General features: G+C 62.1%; 19 protein-coding genes. 18 read left to right on the plus strand and 1 reads right to left on the minus strand.

Annotated features, from left to right (window positions below):
• Nucleotides 1-37: 37 nt before the first annotated feature.
• From queA to IAE39_RS01215, 6 genes are all read left to right on the plus strand, one after another.
• On the plus strand, nucleotides 38-1087 hold the full coding sequence (gene queA, locus IAE39_RS01190; protein WP_201198607.1) for a tRNA preQ1(34) S-adenosylmethionine ribosyltransferase-isomerase QueA: 1050 nt from the start codon (nucleotides 38-40) through the stop codon (nucleotides 1085-1087).
• A gap of 14 nt (nucleotides 1088-1101) precedes the next feature.
• Nucleotides 1102-2217 carry a tRNA guanosine(34) transglycosylase Tgt gene (tgt, locus tag IAE39_RS01195; RefSeq protein WP_014589748.1) on the plus strand — a complete coding sequence of 372 codons (1116 nt, stop codon included), beginning with the start codon at nucleotides 1102-1104 and terminating at the stop codon, nucleotides 2215-2217.
• Nucleotides 2218-2259: 42 nt separating this feature from the next.
• Nucleotides 2260-2595, plus strand: a complete 336-nt coding sequence (gene yajC / locus IAE39_RS01200; RefSeq protein ID WP_027595530.1) for a preprotein translocase subunit YajC — start codon at nucleotides 2260-2262, stop codon at nucleotides 2593-2595.
• Nucleotides 2596-2658: 63 nt separating this feature from the next.
• On the plus strand, nucleotides 2659-4521 hold the full coding sequence (gene secD / locus IAE39_RS01205) for a protein translocase subunit SecD (RefSeq protein WP_201198609.1): 1863 nt from the start codon (nucleotides 2659-2661) through the stop codon (nucleotides 4519-4521).
• 10 nt (nucleotides 4522-4531) lie between these two features.
• Nucleotides 4532-5440, plus strand: coding sequence for a protein translocase subunit SecF (gene secF, locus IAE39_RS01210; RefSeq protein WP_201198610.1), 909 nt, complete (start codon nucleotides 4532-4534; stop codon nucleotides 5438-5440).
• A 121-nt stretch (nucleotides 5441-5561) separates the two neighbouring features.
• Nucleotides 5562-6104: a glycine zipper 2TM domain-containing protein gene (locus tag IAE39_RS01215; protein WP_054887558.1), complete on the plus strand. Its 543-nt coding sequence runs from the start codon at nucleotides 5562-5564 to the stop codon at nucleotides 6102-6104.
• A 168-nt stretch (nucleotides 6105-6272) separates the two neighbouring features.
• Here the strand turns inward: IAE39_RS01215 and suhB are convergent, their stop codons facing one another.
• Entirely contained in the window at nucleotides 6273-7091 is an 819-nt protein-coding gene (gene suhB / locus IAE39_RS01220; protein WP_003248548.1) for a type III secretion system regulator SuhB, read from the minus strand.
• Between the two features lie 151 nt (nucleotides 7092-7242).
• Between suhB and trmJ the strand changes: the two genes are divergently transcribed.
• The 12 genes from trmJ to rlmN all read left to right on the plus strand — a co-directional run bounded on the left by trmJ (nucleotide 7243) and on the right by rlmN (nucleotide 16183).
• A complete protein-coding gene (trmJ, locus tag IAE39_RS01225) occupies nucleotides 7243-7998 on the plus strand; it encodes a tRNA (cytosine(32)/uridine(32)-2'-O)-methyltransferase TrmJ (RefSeq protein ID WP_201198611.1) in 756 nt (251 codons plus the stop codon).
• 3 nt (nucleotides 7999-8001) lie between these two features.
• The gene (gene cysE, locus IAE39_RS01230) at nucleotides 8002-8787 is read left to right on the plus strand and encodes a serine O-acetyltransferase (RefSeq protein WP_201198612.1); all 786 of its coding nucleotides are present in this window, start codon (nucleotides 8002-8004) and stop codon (nucleotides 8785-8787) included.
• A 179-nt stretch (nucleotides 8788-8966) separates the two neighbouring features.
• Nucleotides 8967-9458: a Fe-S cluster assembly transcriptional regulator IscR gene (gene iscR / locus IAE39_RS01235; protein WP_008092572.1), complete on the plus strand. Its 492-nt coding sequence runs from the start codon at nucleotides 8967-8969 to the stop codon at nucleotides 9456-9458.
• Nucleotides 9459-9503: 45 nt separating this feature from the next.
• On the plus strand, nucleotides 9504-10718 hold the full coding sequence (locus IAE39_RS01240; RefSeq protein ID WP_201198613.1) for an IscS subfamily cysteine desulfurase: 1215 nt from the start codon (nucleotides 9504-9506) through the stop codon (nucleotides 10716-10718).
• Between the two features lie 47 nt (nucleotides 10719-10765).
• Nucleotides 10766-11152: a Fe-S cluster assembly scaffold IscU gene (gene iscU / locus IAE39_RS01245; protein WP_003248539.1), complete on the plus strand. Its 387-nt coding sequence runs from the start codon at nucleotides 10766-10768 to the stop codon at nucleotides 11150-11152.
• A gap of 28 nt (nucleotides 11153-11180) precedes the next feature.
• On the plus strand, nucleotides 11181-11504 hold the full coding sequence (gene iscA, locus IAE39_RS01250) for an iron-sulfur cluster assembly protein IscA (RefSeq protein ID WP_060511418.1): 324 nt from the start codon (nucleotides 11181-11183) through the stop codon (nucleotides 11502-11504).
• An 8-nt stretch (nucleotides 11505-11512) separates the two neighbouring features.
• Nucleotides 11513-12034, plus strand: coding sequence for a co-chaperone HscB (gene hscB / locus IAE39_RS01255; protein WP_003248535.1), 522 nt, complete (start codon nucleotides 11513-11515; stop codon nucleotides 12032-12034).
• A 42-nt stretch (nucleotides 12035-12076) separates the two neighbouring features.
• Complete coding sequence (hscA, locus tag IAE39_RS01260; RefSeq protein ID WP_201198614.1) at nucleotides 12077-13939, plus strand: Fe-S protein assembly chaperone HscA; 1863 nt, start codon at nucleotides 12077-12079, stop codon at nucleotides 13937-13939.
• 3 nt (nucleotides 13940-13942) lie between these two features.
• Nucleotides 13943-14284, plus strand: coding sequence for an ISC system 2Fe-2S type ferredoxin (gene fdx / locus IAE39_RS01265; RefSeq protein ID WP_110735783.1), 342 nt, complete (start codon nucleotides 13943-13945; stop codon nucleotides 14282-14284).
• Between the two features lie 10 nt (nucleotides 14285-14294).
• The gene (gene iscX, locus IAE39_RS01270) at nucleotides 14295-14495 is read left to right on the plus strand and encodes a Fe-S cluster assembly protein IscX (RefSeq protein WP_003248529.1); all 201 of its coding nucleotides are present in this window, start codon (nucleotides 14295-14297) and stop codon (nucleotides 14493-14495) included.
• Between the two features lie 88 nt (nucleotides 14496-14583).
• Nucleotides 14584-15009 (plus strand): nucleoside-diphosphate kinase, encoded by a 426-nt coding sequence (ndk, locus tag IAE39_RS01275; RefSeq protein ID WP_023533373.1) that lies wholly within the window; start codon nucleotides 14584-14586, stop codon nucleotides 15007-15009.
• A gap of 28 nt (nucleotides 15010-15037) precedes the next feature.
• A complete protein-coding gene (gene rlmN, locus IAE39_RS01280) occupies nucleotides 15038-16183 on the plus strand; it encodes a 23S rRNA (adenine(2503)-C(2))-methyltransferase RlmN (protein ID WP_201198622.1) in 1146 nt (381 codons plus the stop codon).
• Nucleotides 16184-16194 lie beyond the last annotated feature (11 nt).

The raw sequence follows: 16194 nt of genomic DNA on the forward strand, positions 1-16194 counted from the left end.
GGCTAAACTTCCCGGCCCTGCCGAACCGAACATCATCATGCGCGTCGCCGATTTTTCCTTCGAACTCCCCGATTCCCTGATCGCCCGCCACCCATTGGCCGAGCGCCATGGCAGCCGTCTGCTGGTCCTCGATGGGCCGAGCGGCGCGCTCTCGCATCAGCAATTTCCCGAACTGCTGGACTACCTGCGCCCCGGCGACCTGATGGTGTTCAACAACACCCGGGTGATCCCGGCGCGATTGTTTGGCCAGAAAGCCTCCGGCGGCAAGCTGGAAGTGCTGGTCGAGCGCGTGCTCGACAGCCACCGGGTGCTGGCCCATGTGCGTGCCAGCAAGGCGCCGAAAGAAGGCGCGGTGATCCTCATCGATGGCGGTGGTGAGGCCGAAATGGTCGCGCGCCACGACACGCTGTTCGAGCTGCGCTTCACCGAAGAGGTGCTGCCACTGCTCGACCGCGTTGGCCACATGCCGCTGCCGCCGTACATCGACCGCCCCGACGAGGGCGCCGACCGTGAGCGCTACCAGACCGTGTACGCCCAGCGCGCCGGTGCAGTCGCTGCGCCTACCGCAGGCCTGCACTTCGATGAGGCGCTGCTCGAGAAAATCGCCGCCAAGGGCGTCGAGCGCGCCTTCGTCACCCTGCACGTGGGCGCGGGCACCTTCCAGCCGGTGCGGGTCGACAAGATCGAAGACCACCACATGCATAAAGAGTGGCTCGAAGTGAGCCAGGACGTGGTGGATGCCATCGAGGCCTGCCGCGCCCGTGGCGGCCGGGTGATCGCGGTCGGCACCACCAGCGTGCGTTCGCTGGAAAGCGCCGCGCGCGATGGCGTGCTCAAGGCCTTCAGCGGCGATACCGACATCTTCATCTACCCGGGCCGGCCGTTCCATGTGGTCGACGCCCTGGTCACCAACTTCCACCTGCCGGAGTCCACGCTGCTGATGCTGGTTTCGGCCTTCGCCGGCTACCCCGAGACCATGGCCGCCTATGCGGCAGCGGTCGAGCAGGGGTACCGCTTCTTCAGTTACGGTGATGCCATGTTCATCACCCGCAATCCGGCGCCACGCGGCCCCGAGGATCAAGCATGAGTCGCACCTGTCGAATGTCCTTCGAACTGCTGGCCACCGACGGCAAGGCCCGTCGTGGTCGCATCACTTTCCCTCGTGGCACCGTGGAAACCCCGGCGTTCATGCCGGTGGGTACCTACGGCACGGTCAAGGGCATGCTGCCACGTGATATCGAGGCCATTGGCGCCGAGATGATCCTCGGCAACACCTTCCACCTGTGGCTGCGCCCGGGCACAGAGGTGATCAAGAAGCACAACGGCCTGCACGACTTCATGCAGTGGAAAGGCCCGATCCTCACCGACTCCGGTGGTTTCCAGGTGTTCAGCCTGGGCGCCATGCGCAAGATCAAGGAAGAGGGCGTGACCTTCGCCTCGCCGGTCGATGGCTCGAAGGTGTTCATGGGCCCGGAAGAGTCGATGCAGGTGCAGCGTGACCTGGGCTCGGACGTGGTGATGATCTTCGACGAGTGCACCCCGTACCCGGCCGAGCATGATGTGGCGCGCACCTCCATGGAGCTGTCGCTGCGCTGGGCCCAGCGCTCGAAGAACGCCCATGCCGACAACACTGCGGCGCTGTTCGGTATTGTCCAGGGCGGCATGTACCAGGACCTGCGCATGCGCTCGCTGGAAGGCCTGGAAAACATCGGTTTCGACGGCCTGGCCATCGGCGGCCTGTCGGTCGGCGAGCCCAAGCACGAAATGATCAAGGTGCTGGACTACCTGCCGGGCCAGATGCCGGCTGACAAACCTCGTTACCTTATGGGGGTAGGCAAACCGGAAGATCTCGTTGAGGGTGTGCGCCGCGGCGTCGACATGTTCGACTGCGTGATGCCGACGCGTAACGCGCGCAACGGTCATCTGTTCGTCGATACAGGGGTGATCAAGATCCGCAATGCGTTCCATCGCCACGATGAATCGCCGCTGGATCCGACCTGTGACTGCTATACCTGCACCAACTTCTCGCGCGCCTATCTCCATCACCTGGACAAGTGCGGCGAAATGCTGAGCAGCATGCTGAATACCATCCACAACTTGCGCCATTACCAGCGCTTGATGGCCGGTTTACGCGAGGCTATTCAACAGGGTAAATTGGCCGCCTTTGTCGACGCCTTCTACGCCAAGCGCGGGCTTCCCGTACCGCCTTTGGACTGACTGTTCGCACACATTATTAGAAAATTACCTTAGGAGTGCCCAATGAGCTTCTTGATCCCCGCCGCATACGCGGACGCTGCAGCACCTGCCGCTGGCCCAGCCGGTACCGGCTTCGAGTGGATTTTCCTGGTCGGTTTCCTGGTCATCTTCTACCTGATGATCTGGCGCCCGCAGGCCAAGCGTGCCAAAGAGCAGAAGAACCTGCTGGGCAACTTGCAGAAAGGTGACGAAGTTGTCACCAACGGCGGCATCGCCGGCAAGATCGTCAAGGTCACCGATGACTTCGTGGTACTGGAAGTGTCCGACACTGTCGAGCTGAAGTTCCAGAAGGGCGCGATCGCTGCGACCCTGCCAAAAGGTACGCTCAAGGCTATCTGAGTTACCGGTTTTATTTTCCAGTCGGGGCGCGCAACGCGCCCCGCGTCTTGAACGGGCGGCGTGATGCTGAACAAATACCCTCTGTGGAAATATGCACTGATCGTGCTGGTACTGGTGGTCGGTTTCATTTATTCCGCTCCCAACCTGTACCCGGATGACCCGGCGGTGCAGATCAGCGGTGCCAGCTCGGCGCTGCAGGTAAACCAGGCCGACCTCGATCGCGTCAGCAAGGCGCTGGTCGATGCCAAGATCGCCGTCAAGGGCACCAGCCTGGGCGAGAAGGGCAGCGGGCTGATCCGCCTGACCAACCAGGAAGACCAGTTGCCTGCCAAGGATGTCGTGCGCAAGGCACTGGGCGATGATTACGTCGTGGCCCTGAACCTGGCCCAGACGACCCCGCAATGGCTGCGCAACCTGGGTGCAAGCCCGATGAAGCTGGGCCTGGACCTGTCCGGTGGTGTGCACTTCCTGCTGGAAGTGGACATGGACAAGGCCATGAGCGCCCGCATGAAAGTCTACGAAGGCGAGGTCAAGACCTTGCTGCGCAAAGAGCGCATCCGCTACCGCAGCCTGCCTCAGCAGGATGGCGGCATCATGCTGGGCTTCTCTGACGATGCCACCCGCGAACAGGCACGTGCCCTGATCCGCAAGAATTTCAATGATTTCGACCTGACCACCACCGAGCGCAACGAGCTTGCGGTGCTGCGTCTGGCGCTGACCCAGGCGAAAGTCGCCGAAATCCGCGAATACTCGATCAAGCAGAACCTCACCACCGTGCGCAACCGCGTCAACGAGTTGGGCGTGGCCGAGCCGCTGGTACAGCGTCAGGGCGCCAACCGTATCGTGGTCGAGCTGCCAGGCGTGCAGGACACTGCCGAAGCCAAGCGTATCCTTGGTAAAACCGCCAACCTGGAGTTCCGCTTCGGTGCCGAGCCGGGCGCGTCCAAGGCCACTACCGAGGTGTTCGAGTTCCGTGAGGGCGGCCGTTCCGCCCCTGTGGAGCGCGGCCTGATCATCACCGGTGACCAGGTTACCGACGCCCAGGCCAGCTTTGACGAACACGGTCGCCCACAGGTGAACATCCGCCTGGATGGCCATGGCGGCGAGCTGATGAGCCGCGCTACCCGTAGCAACGTCGGCCGCAGCATGGCGGTGATCTTCATCGAGCAGAAGCCGGTTACCCGCTACGTCAAGCAGACCGTCGACGGCGTCGAGAAGGACGTTGCCGTACAAAGCTTCGTCGAAGAGAAGAAGATCATCAGCCTGGCGACCATCCAGTCGCCGCTGGGCAGCCAGTTCCGCATCACCGGCCTGAACGGCCAGGGCGAATCGTCCGAGCTGGCCCTGCTGCTGCGTGCCGGTGGTCTGGCCGCGCCGATGTACTTCGCTGAAGAACGTACCATTGGCCCAAGCCTGGGTGCCGACAACATCACCAAGGGTATCGATGCGTCGCTGTGGGGCATGCTGTTCGTCTCGCTGTTCATCATCGCCATCTATCGCGGCTTTGGCGTGATCGCCACCATCGCCCTGGCGGGCAACATGGTGCTGCTGCTGGCCTTGATGTCGTTGCTGGGCGCCACCCTGACCCTGCCGGGTATTGCCGGTATCGTGTTGACCATGGGTATGGCGGTAGACGCCAACGTGCTGATCTTCTCGCGTATCCGCGAAGAGCTGAAAGCCGGCATGTCGGTACAGCGCGCCATCCACGAAGGTTTCAACCGCGCCTACACCGCGATCATCGACGCCAACCTGACCAGCCTGCTGGTCGGCGGCATCCTGTTCGCCATGGGTACCGGCCCGGTCAAGGGCTTTGCGGTTACCATGTCCCTCGGGATTTTCACCTCGATGTTCACCGCCGTCATGGTGACCCGCGCAATGGTCAACCTGACCTGTGGCGGGCGTGACATCAAGAAGCTGTGGGTTTGAGGGAGCTGCGATGAAAACCATCAACTTCATGGGCGTGCGCAACGTTGCGTTCGCCATTACCGTGCTCCTCACTGTGCTGGCGCTGTTCAGCTGGTGGCAGAAGGGCCTGAACTTCGGCCTGGACTTCACCGGCGGTACGCTGATCGAGCTGACCTACGAGCGCCCGGCCGACCTCAAGGCGGTACGTGCCGAGCTGGTCGATTCCGGCTTCCACGAGGCGGTGGTGCAGAGCTTTGGCGCTACCACTGACCTGCTGGTGCGTATGCCGGGCGATGACCCGCAGCTGGGCAACAAGGTAGCTGCCGCGCTGCAGAAGGCTGGCGGCGACAACCCGGCCACGCTCAAGCGTGTCGAGTTCGTCGGCCCGCAGGTGGGTGAAGAACTGCGCGACCAGGGCGGCATGGGCATGCTCCTGGCCCTGGGCGGCATCCTTATCTACCTGGCCTTCCGCTTCCAGTGGAAGTTCGCCGTGGGCGCGATCATCTCGCTGATCCACGACGTGGTGGTGACCCTGGGTATCCTGTCGTTCTTCCAGATCACCTTCGACCTGACGGTATTGGCGGCGGTGCTGGCGATCATCGGTTACTCGCTGAACGACACCATCGTCGTGTTCGACCGGGTACGTGAAAACTTCCGCGTCATGCGCAAGGCTTCGCTGATCGAGAACATCAACGTTTCCACCACCCAGACCCTGCTGCGCACCATCGCCACCTCGGTTTCGACCTTGCTGGCCATTGCCGCGCTGCTGTTCTTCGGTGGTGACAACCTGTTCGGCTTCTCGCTGGCCCTGTTCATCGGCGTCATGGCCGGTACCTACTCGTCGATCTACATCGCCAACGTGGTACTGATCTGGCTGAACCTGAACAGCGAAGACCTGATCCCGCCGGTCAAGGCAGAGGGTGTGGATGACCGCCCATAACGGTTAGCCCATCGCCGCCCGGCGGCCCGAAAGGCGCGAGTATTGAACTCGCGCCTTTTTTTTTGCTCCAAGGCTGGGAGAAGCGCGGGTTGATACCCGCTGGTACGATCAGGAGGTTCACGTGAACAAATCAATGCTGGTGGGCGCGGTACTGGGTGCTGTCGGTGTAACCGCCGGAGGTGCAGTGGCGACCTACAGCTTGGTCAACAAGGGGCCTGAGTACGCCCAGGTCACCGACGTGCAGCCGATCAAGCAACAGGTGAAAACCCCGCGTGAAGTGTGCAAGGACGTGGCAGTGACGCGTCAGGCGCCGGTCAAGGACCAGCACCAGATTGCCGGTACCGTGGTAGGTGCCATTGCCGGTGGCCTGCTGGGTAACCAGATTGGTGGTGGTACCGGCAAGAAGATCGCCACCGTGGCCGGTGCGGTCGGTGGTGGCTATGCCGGCAACAAGGTGCAGGAAGGCATGCAGCAGCGTGATACCTATACCACCACGCAAACCCGCTGTAATACGGTCAACGACATCAGCGAGAAGGTGGTGGGTTACAACGTGACCTATTCCATCGGTGATCAGGTGGGCAAGGTGAAGATGGACCGTGAGCCTGGGTCGACCATTCCGCTGGACAAGAATGGCAAGCTGATCCTGAGCGAAGCCGGCCAGTGATTTGGGTTGCCTGTGCCGGCCTCTTCGCGGGTAAACCCGCTCCTACAAGGGTAATGCGATCAATGTAGGAGCGGGTTTACCCGCGAAGAGGCCGGCACAGGCACTGCAAAAACATCAGGCACAAAAAAAGCACCCCGAGGGGTGCTTTTTTTTGCCGGCAATCCGCGCTTAGCGCTTCATGCTTTCTGGCAGGTGCGGCTGGATAGCGGTCAGTACGGCCTTGAAGCACTTGATGTTGCCTGCAACGATGTGGCCCTTGTCGAGGAAGTCGTGGCCACCGTTGAAGTCACTCACCAGGCCACCGGCTTCCTGGATCAGCAGTACGCCAGCTGCCATGTCCCACTCGGACAGGCCCGACTCCCAGAAGGCGTCGAAGCGGCCGGCAGCCACGTAGGCCAGGTCCAGGCTGGCGGAGCCGGCGCGGCGGATGCCGGCGGTCTGGCCAGTCAGGGCGCGGAACATGCCCAGGTAGTTGTCCATGTCGGCCATCTGGCCGTCACGGAACGGGAAGCCGGTACCCAGCAGGGCGCCTTCCAGGCTGGTACGCGAGCTGACACGCAGGCGACGGCCGTTGAGCTGAGCGCCACGGCCACGGCTGGCGGTGAACTCTTCCTGGCGAACCGGGTCGACGATCACGGCGTGCTCAAGGCGGCCACGGTATTTGCAGGCGATGCTGACAGCGAAGTGCGGGATGCCACGCAGGAAGTTGGTGGTGCCGTCCAGCGGGTCGATGATCCACAGGTAATCCTTGCCTTCTTCGCCGCTACCCGCGTGCAGGCCGGTTTCTTCGCCCTGGATGGAGTGGTTCGGGTAGGCCTTGCGCAGGGCGTTGACGATGCTCTGCTCGGCAGCGCGATCGACTTCGGAAACGTAGTCCTTGGCCTCTTTCTCATCGACCTTGATGCTATCCAGGCGTTCGATGGAGCGGAAAATCAGTTCACTGGCGCTGCGAGCGGCGCGCAGGGCGATATTCAGCATAGGCTGCATGGGCGGGTCACCTGGAGATGTTAAAGAAGAAAGCCGATCATTCTAGCAGAAAACTTTGGCGGCAGAAGTGTCACATTTGCTTTCATGGCGTTACGTCTGTCGGTTCTGTAAGATCGAAGGCCCTGATTCCTGCATCTGTGAGCACAACACCTTGCTGCAAAATATTCGTGTTGTTCTGGTCAATACCAGCCACCCCGGCAACATCGGCGGCGCTGCGCGTGCCATGAAAAACATGGGCTTGTCGCGTCTGGTGCTGGTGCAGCCGAAAGAGTTCCCCGCCGCGGAGGCCAGTGCCCGTGCCTCGGGCGCCGACGATGTGCTGGATAACGCCCAGGTGGTCGACAGCCTTGAACAGGCACTGGTCGGCTGCAACCTGGTGATGGGCACCAGCGCCCGCGAGCGCAGCATTCCCTGGCCGTTGATCGGCCCGCGCGAGTGTGGCGACAAGGCGGTGGAGCATGCCAATGGTGGCGAAGAAATCGCCCTGGTGTTCGGGCGCGAGCACGCCGGCCTGACCAACGAAGAACTGCAGCGATGTCACTTCCACGTGCACATTCCCTCCAACCCCGACTTCAGCTCGCTGAACCTGGCTGCTGCCGTGCAGGTGCTCTCTTATGAGGTGCGCATGGCCTGGTTGGCCGCCGGTGCAGCGCCGGGCAAGGTCGAGAAGGTTGACGCCAGTGAGCTGGCGACCATGGACGAAATGGAGCTGTTCTACGACCACCTGGAAAAAACCCTGGTGGGCATCGGCTTCCTCGACCCGGAAAAGCCCAAGCACCTGATGCCGCGCCTGCGCCGGCTGTATGGGCGGGTGGCGGTCGAGCGGACGGAAATGAGCATTTTGCGCGGCATCCTGACCGAGACCCAGAAAGTGGTCCGGGGCGAGCCGCATAAACGGAAGGACTGACAGATGTTTGAACGCCTGCGTGAAGATATTCAAAGCGTATTCCACCGTGACCCGGCTGCACGCAATGCCTTCGAGGTACTCACCTGCTACCCCGGCATGCATGCCATCTGGCTGCACCGCCTGGGCAATGCCTTGTGGAAGCGCGATTTCAAGTGGCTGGCCCGCCTGGTGTCGAACTTCGGCCGTTGGCTGACCGGCATCGAGATCCACCCGGGTGCCACCATTGGCCGACGCTTCTTCATTGACCATGGCATGGGCATCGTCATTGGCGAAACCGCCGAGATCGGCGACGACGTCACCCTGTACCAGGGCGTGACCCTGGGCGGCACCAGCTGGAACAAAGGCAAGCGCCACCCGACCCTTGAAAACGGTGTGGTAGTAGGGGCGGGGGCCAAGGTGCTGGGCCCGTTCACCGTCGGTGCCGGGGCCAAGATCGGCTCCAATGCGGTGGTGACCAAGGCGGTGCCGGCAGGCGCGACGGCGGTGGGCATCCCCGGGCGGATCATCGTCAAGAGCGAAGACAGCGAAGTCGAAGCCAAGCGCAAGGCCATGGCCGAGAAGATCGGCTTCGACGCCTACGGTGTCAGTGGCGACATGCCCGACCCGGTGGCGCGTGCCATCGGCCAGATGCTCGACCACCTGCAGGCCGTCGACGAGCGGTTGGAGGGTATGTGTGGGGCGCTGACCAAGATGGGCAGTGACTACTGTGCCAAAGAGCTGCCGGCCCTGCCGGACGATGACTTCACCGAAGTTGCCCAGGTGGCTCAGCGCGACACTCAGTCGCATTGATTGCGCCGCGGTGAAATCATAGTGACATACGGGGCGTGTGATCGCGCCCCTTGTCTGCTACAATCGCGCCCGCCTCCCCGATGCAAACCCGACTAAAGCAGTAGGTCTAATAGTTGACTTAAATGCTCGGGAATCGCATACTCGCACACATCCCGAAACTCCCGTGGTACCCAATAGCCATGCGACTGACTACCAAAGGCCGATACGCCGTGACTGCCATGCTTGACCTGGCGTTGCACGCGCAGCATGGGCCGGTGTCTTTGGCCGACATTTCCGAGCGCCAGGGCATTTCCCTCTCTTATCTGGAGCAGCTGTTCGCCAAGCTGCGCCGTAGCAGCCTGGTTTCCAGCGTGCGCGGCCCAGGTGGCGGCTACCAGCTGTCGCGGGGCATGGAAACCATCCAGGTGGCCCAGGTCATCGACGCGGTCAACGAATCGGTCGATGCCACCCGTTGCCAGGGGCTCGGGGACTGCCATGCCGGTGATACCTGCCTGACCCACCACCTGTGGTGCGACCTCAGCCAGCAGATCCATGAATTCCTCAGCGGCATCAGCCTGGCCGACCTCGTCATGCGCCGTGAGGTGCAGGAAGTCGCCCAGCGCCAGGACCTGCGTCGTGTCGCAGGCCGAACCGCCCAGCTGGACAAGATTGAGACGTCTGCCGTCGATTGATCCCCCGGGACGACGAGCGACGCCACCGCCTGATAGGAGAGACAAATGAAGTTGCCGATCTACCTCGATTACTCCGCGACCACTCCGGTTGACCCACGTGTCGCCCAGAAGATGGCCGAATGCCTGCTGGTTGACGGGAACTTCGGTAACCCGGCTTCGCGCTCCCACGTCTTCGGCTGGAAAGCCGAGGAAGCGGTCGAGAACGGTCGCCGCCAGGTTGCCGAGCTGATCAACGCCGACCCGCGTGAAATCGTCTGGACCAGCGGTGCTACCGAGTCCGACAACCTCGCGCTGAAAGGTGTCGCGCACTTCTATCAGACCAAGGGCAAGCACATCATCACCTCCAAGATCGAGCACAAGGCGGTCCTGGACACCGCTCGCCAGCTGGAGCGTGAAGGTTTCGAAGTCACCTACCTTGAGCCAGGCGAAGACGGCATCGTCACCCCGGCCATGGTCGAAGCCGTACTGCGTGACGACACCATCCTGGTTTCGCTGATGCACGTGAACAACGAAGTCGGCTCGATCAACGACATCGCCGCCATCGGTGAACTGACCCGTTCGCGTGGCGTGCTGTTCCACGTTGACGCCGCCCAGTCGGCCGGCAAGGTCGAAATCGACGTGCAAAAGCTGAAGGTCGACCTGATGTCGTTCTCGGCGCACAAGGTCTACGGCCCTAAAGGTATCGGCGCGCTGTACGTCAGCCGCAAGCCGCGCGTTCGCCTGGAAGCCATCATTCACGGCGGTGGCCATGAGCGCGGCATGCGTTCGGGCACCCTGCCGACCCACCAGATCGTCGGCATGGGCGAAGCCTTCGCCATTGCCAAGCAGGAAATGGCCGCGGAAAACGTGCGCATCAAGGCCCTGAGCGACCGCTTCTTCAAGCAGGTCTCCAACCTTGAAGAGCTGTACGTCAACGGCAGCCAGACTGCCCGTGTACCGCACAACCTGAACCTGAGCTTCAACTACGTCGAAGGCGAATCGCTGCTGATGTCGCTGAAGGACATCGCCGTATCGTCCGGTTCGGCCTGCACCTCCGCGTCGCTCGAGCCGTCGTACGTACTGCGCGCTCTGGGCCGCAACGACGAGCTGGCGCACAGCTCGATCCGCTTCTCCTTCGGCCGCTTCACCAGCGAAGAAGAAGTCGACTACGCCGCGCAGAAAGTCTGCGAGGCCGTCAACAAACTGCGTGAACTGTCGCCGCTGTGGGATATGTACAAAGACGGCGTTGACATCTCCAAGATCGAGTGGGCCGCCCACTAAGCAGTCGCCAGCAAGAGCGGCTCCCCTGATGAGGAAGGAATAGCACCATGGCATACAGTGAAAAGGTCATCGACCACTACGAAAACCCACGCAACGTCGGCAAGATGAATGCCGAGGACCCGGATGTCGGTACCGGCATGGTCGGCGCCCCAGCGTGCGGTGACGTGATGCGTCTGCAAATCAAGGTCAACGAGCAGGGCGTCATCGAAGACGCCAAGTTCAAGACCTACGGCTGCGGTTCGGCCATCGCTTCCAGCTCCCTCGCCACCGAGTGGATGAAGGGCAAGACCCTGGACGAAGCCGAAACCATCAAGAACACCCAGCTGGCCGAAGAACTGGCGCTGCCGCCGGTCAAGATCCACTGCTCGGTACTCGCCGAAGATGCCATCAAGGCAGCTGTACGCGATTACAAGCAGAAGAAAGGCTTGATCTAAGTCGCCTGTTGCAAGGTAAGGAGTCCTGATGGCTATCAGCATGACAGAAGCCGCCGCCAACCACATTCGCCGCTCCCTCGACGGGCGCGGCAAAGGTGAGGGCATTCGCCTGGGCGTGCGCACCACCGGTTGCTCGGGCCTGGCCTACGTGCTGGAGTTCGTCGACGAACTGGCGGACGAAGACACCGTGTTCGAGAACCATGGCGTGAAGGTGATCATCGATCCCAAGAGCCTGGTCTACCTCGACGGCACCGAGCTGGACTTCGTCAAGGAAGGGTTGAACGAAGGCTTCAAGTTCAACAACCCCAACGTGCGCGGTGAATGTGGCTGCGGCGAAAGCTTCAACGTTTGAGGCTGGCTGTGGGTACTCCTTGTCATTACGCATTGTTTGACCTCCAGCCAAGCTTCCGCCTGGATCTCGACAAGCTGGCCACTCGCTACCGCGAGCTGGCCCGCGAAGTCCATCCCGACCGCTTTGCCGACGCCTCCGAGCGCGAGCAGCGGGTAGCGCTGGAAAAGTCCGCAGCCCTCAACGATGCCTACCAGACCCTGCGCAGTGCGCCGCGTCGCGCCCGCTACCTGCTGGCCATTAGCGGCCACGAAGTGCCTCAGGAAGTCACGGTCCATGACCCGGACTTCCTGTTGCAGCAGATGCAGTGGCGTGAAGAGCTCGAAGAGTTGCAGGACGAAGCCGACCTTGACGGTGTCGGCGTGTTCAAGAAGCGCCTGAAGGCCGCCCAGGACACGCTGAACGAGGACTTTGCCGCCTGCTGGGATGCCCCAGGCGAGCGCGACAAGGCCGAGCGCCTGATGCGCCGCATGCAGTTCCTCGACAAGCTCGCCCAAGAAGTGCGCCAACTGGAAGAGCGCCTCGACGATTAACCCGGTGTCGCCCGTGATGACACCTAAGGTATTCAGATAAGCATGGCCCTACTGCAGATTGCCGAACCCGGTCAAAGCCCTCAGCCGCACCAGCGCCGCCTGGCGGTGGGGATCGACCTGGGTACCACCAACTCTCTGGTCGCTGCATTGCGCAGCGGCCGCAGCGAGCCCCTGCCTGATGCGCAGGGTAACGTCATTCTGCCGTCCGCGGTGCGTTACCTCGACGGGCGCATCGAAGTGGGGCAGGCCGCGCGTGACGCCGCTTCCAGCGACCCGCTGAACACCGTGCTGTCGGTCAAGCGCCTGATGGGGCGCGGCCTGGCCGACGTCAAGCAACTGGGCGAGCAACTGCCGTACCGCTTTGTTGGCGGTGAGTCGCACATGCCGTTCATCGACACCGTGCAGGGGCCGAAAAGCCCGGTACAAGTGTCTGCCGACATCCTCAAGGTGCTGCGTGAGCGGGCCGAAGCAACGCTGGGTGGCGAACTGGTGGGGGCGGTGATTACCGTGCCGGCCTATTTCGACGATGCCCAGCGCCAGGCCACCAAGGACGCAGCGCGCCTGGCGGGCCTGAACGTGCTGCGCCTGCTCAACGAGCCGACTGCAGCTGCCGTGGCCTACGGCCTGGACCAGAACGCCGAAGGCGTGGTGGCCATCTATGACCTGGGCGGCGGTACGTTCGATATCTCCATCCTGCGCCTGACGGCTGGCGTGTTCGAAGTGCTGGCCACCGGTGGCGATACTGCCCTGGGCGGCGACGACTTCGACCACGCCATTGCCGGCTGGATCATCGGGCAGGCCGGCCTTTCGTCCGACCTGGACCCGGCTACCCAGCGCGCTCTGCTGCAAACGGCCTGCGCCGCCAAGGAAGCCCTGACCGACGCCGACGTGGTCAGTGTCAGCCATGGCGCCTGGCAGGGCGAGCTGAGCCGTGCTGCTTTCGAAGCCATGATCGAACCAATGGTCGCCCGCAGCCTCAAGGCGTGCCGCCGCGCCGTGCGCGACAGTGGCGTGGAGCTGGAAGAAGTCAGCGCCGTGGTCATGGTCGGTGGTTCGACCCGTGTACCGCGTGTGCGTGAAGCCGTGGGCGCGCTGTTCGGCCGTACCCCACTGACCTCGATCGACCCCGACCAGGTGGTGGCCATTGGTGCCGCCATCCAGGCCGACACCCTGGCCGGCAACCGCCGCGAAGGGGGCGAACTGCTGCTGCTCGATGTCATTCCGCTGTCGCTTGGCCTTGAGACCATGGGCGGGCTGATGGAGAAGGTGATTCCACGCAACACCACCATTCCGGTGGCACGTGCACAGGAGTTCACCACCTATAAAGATGGCCAGACGGCCATGATGATCCACGTGCTGCAGGGCGAGCGCGAGCTGATCAGCGACTGCCGATCGCTGGCCCGCTTCGAGCTGCGCGGCATCCCGGCCATGGTCGCCGGCTCGGCAAAAATCCGCGTCACCTTCCAGGTCGATGCCGACGGCCTGCTCAGCGTCGCCGCTCGCGAGCTGGGGTCGGGCGTGGAAGCCAGCATCCAGGTCAAGCCGTCCTACGGCCTGACCGACGGCGAAATCGCCCGCATGCTCAAGGACTCGTTCGAACACGCCGGTTCCGACAAGCATGCCCGCCAGTTGCGCGAGCACCAGGTGGACGGCGAGCGCCTGCTCGAAGCAGTACAGGGCGCCCTGGACGCCGACGGCGAACGCCTGCTCAGCAGTGACGAGCGAGACGCCATCGAATTCCAGATGCAAGAACTACGTGATTTGCTGACGGGCACCGATGGCGCAGCCATCGAGCAACAGACCAAGCGTCTGTCGCAGGTGACCGACGCATTTGCCGCCCGTCGCCTTGATTCGACGGTCAAAGCCGCACTGGCCGGGCGCAACCTGAATGAGATCGAGGAGTAATCGATGCCGCTGGTAACGTTCCTGCCGCATGAGAAGTTCTGCCCCGAAGGCCTGACCGTGGAAGTGCCAGCCGGGACCAACATCCTGGAGCTGGCCCACGACCATCACATCGAGATGGAAAGCGCCTGTGGCGGCGTCAAGGCTTGCACCACCTGCCACTGTATTGTTCGCAAAGGTTTCGATTCGCTTGAAGAAGCCGACGAGCTGGAAGAGGACATGCTGGACAAGGCCTGGGGCCTGGAGGCGCAGTCGCGCCTGGGTTGCCAGGTGGTGGTCGCCGATGAAGACCTGACCATCGAGATCCCCAAGTATTCGCTCAATCACGCTGCCGAAGCACCGCACTGAGGGCCTGTACATGAGTCTGAAATGGGTTGATGTACTTGAGATCGCAATCCAGCTTGCAGAAAGCAAGCCTGAGGTCGATCCTCGTTATGTGAATTTCGTCGACCTGCACCGCTGGGTGCTGGCATTGCCAGAATTCAGCGACGATCCGTCACGCGGCGGTGAGAAAGTGCTTGAGGCTATCCAGGCTGCCTGGATTGACGAAGCCGACTAAGCGTCATGTGCAGGTTAGGCAATCCCCTGAAACCCGCGTATAATTCGCGGGTTTAATTTTTCGTAACACTCATATTCTGGAGTTTTCCATGGCTGTTCAACGTACTTTCTCGATCATCAAGCCTGACGCAGTTGCCAAAAACGTCATCGGCAAGATCACCACCCGCTTCGAAGAAGCCGGCCTGAAAATCGTTGCCTCGAAAATCAAGCAACTGTCCAAAGCCGAAGCCGAAGGCTTCTACGCTGAGCACAGCGAGCGCGGCTTCTTCGGTGACCTGGTTGCCTTCATGACTTCCGGTCCGGTTGTTGTTCAGGTGCTGGAAGGCGAAAACGCCATCGCCAAGAACCGTGAGCTGATGGGCGCTACCAACCCTAAAGAAGCTGCTGCCGGCACCATCCGTGCCGACTTCGCCGAGTCGATCGACGCCAACGCCGTTCACGGTTCGGACTCCGAAGCTGCTGCTGCTCGCGAAATCGCTTACTTCTTCGCTGCTACCGAGGTAACCACTCGCTAAGCGAAAGCTTACGGGTGAGGGTGAATCCATGACGACATCTACTGGCAAAATCAACCTGTTGGGCCTGACCCAGCCGGAAATGGAACAATTCTTCGACTCGATCGGGGAAAAACGCTTCCGTGCCGGCCAGGTGATGAAATGGATTCACCATTTTGGCGTGTCCGACTTTGCGGCCATGACCAACGTTGGCAAGGTCTTGCGCGAAAAGCTCGAGGCCGTTGCCGAGATTCGCCCCCCGGAAGTGGTCAGTGAAGACATTTCCGCCGACGGCACCCGCAAGTGGGTGATCCGCGTTGCCTCCGGCAGCTGCGTCGAGACCGTCTACATTCCTACCGACGATCGCGGCACCCTGTGCGTGTCGTCGCAAGCCGGCTGTGCCCTGGACTGCAGCTTCTGCTCCACCGGCAAACAAGGCTTCAACAGCAACCTCACCGCCGCCGAAGTGATCGGCCAGGTGTGGCTTGCCAACAAATCCTTCGGGACCGTTCCTGCCAAAGTCGACCGCGCGATTACCAACGTGGTGATGATGGGCATGGGCGAGCCCTTGCTGAACTTCGACAACGTCATCGCCGCCATGAAAATCATGATGGATGACCTGGGCTATGGCATTTCCAAGCGTCGCGTGACCCTGTCCACCTCGGGCGTGGTGCCGATGATCGACGAACTGGCCAAGCACATCGACGTGTCGCTGGCCCTGTCGCTGCACGCCCCGAACGACGCGCTGCGCAACCAGCTGGTACCGATCAACAAGAAGTACCCGCTGAAAGTGCTGCTGGAATCGTGCATGGGCTACATGGCCACCCTGGGTGGCAAGCGTGTGCTGACCGTTGAATACACCCTGCTCAAGGACGTCAACGACCAGCCCGAGCACGCCGCACAGATGATCGAGCTGCTGCGCGACGTGCCGTGCAAGATCAACCTGATCCCGTTCAACCCGTTCCCGCATTCGGGCTACGAGCGGCCGAGCAACAACGCCATTCGTCGCTTCCAGGACCTGCTGCACCACGGTGGTTTCAACGTCACCACCCGTACCACCCGTGGCGACGACATCGACGCCGCCTGTGGCCAGCTGGTTGGCCAGGTCAACGACCGTACCCGCCGCAGCGAGCGCTACATCGCCGTGCGCCAGCTTTCTGCGGACGTCGAGCTGCAAGACAGCGCCGCCAGCCACTGACCGGGACCTTG

The organism is Pseudomonas sp. S37 (assembly GCF_016658545.1).
Classification (GTDB): Bacteria; Pseudomonadota; Gammaproteobacteria; order Pseudomonadales; family Pseudomonadaceae; genus Aquipseudomonas.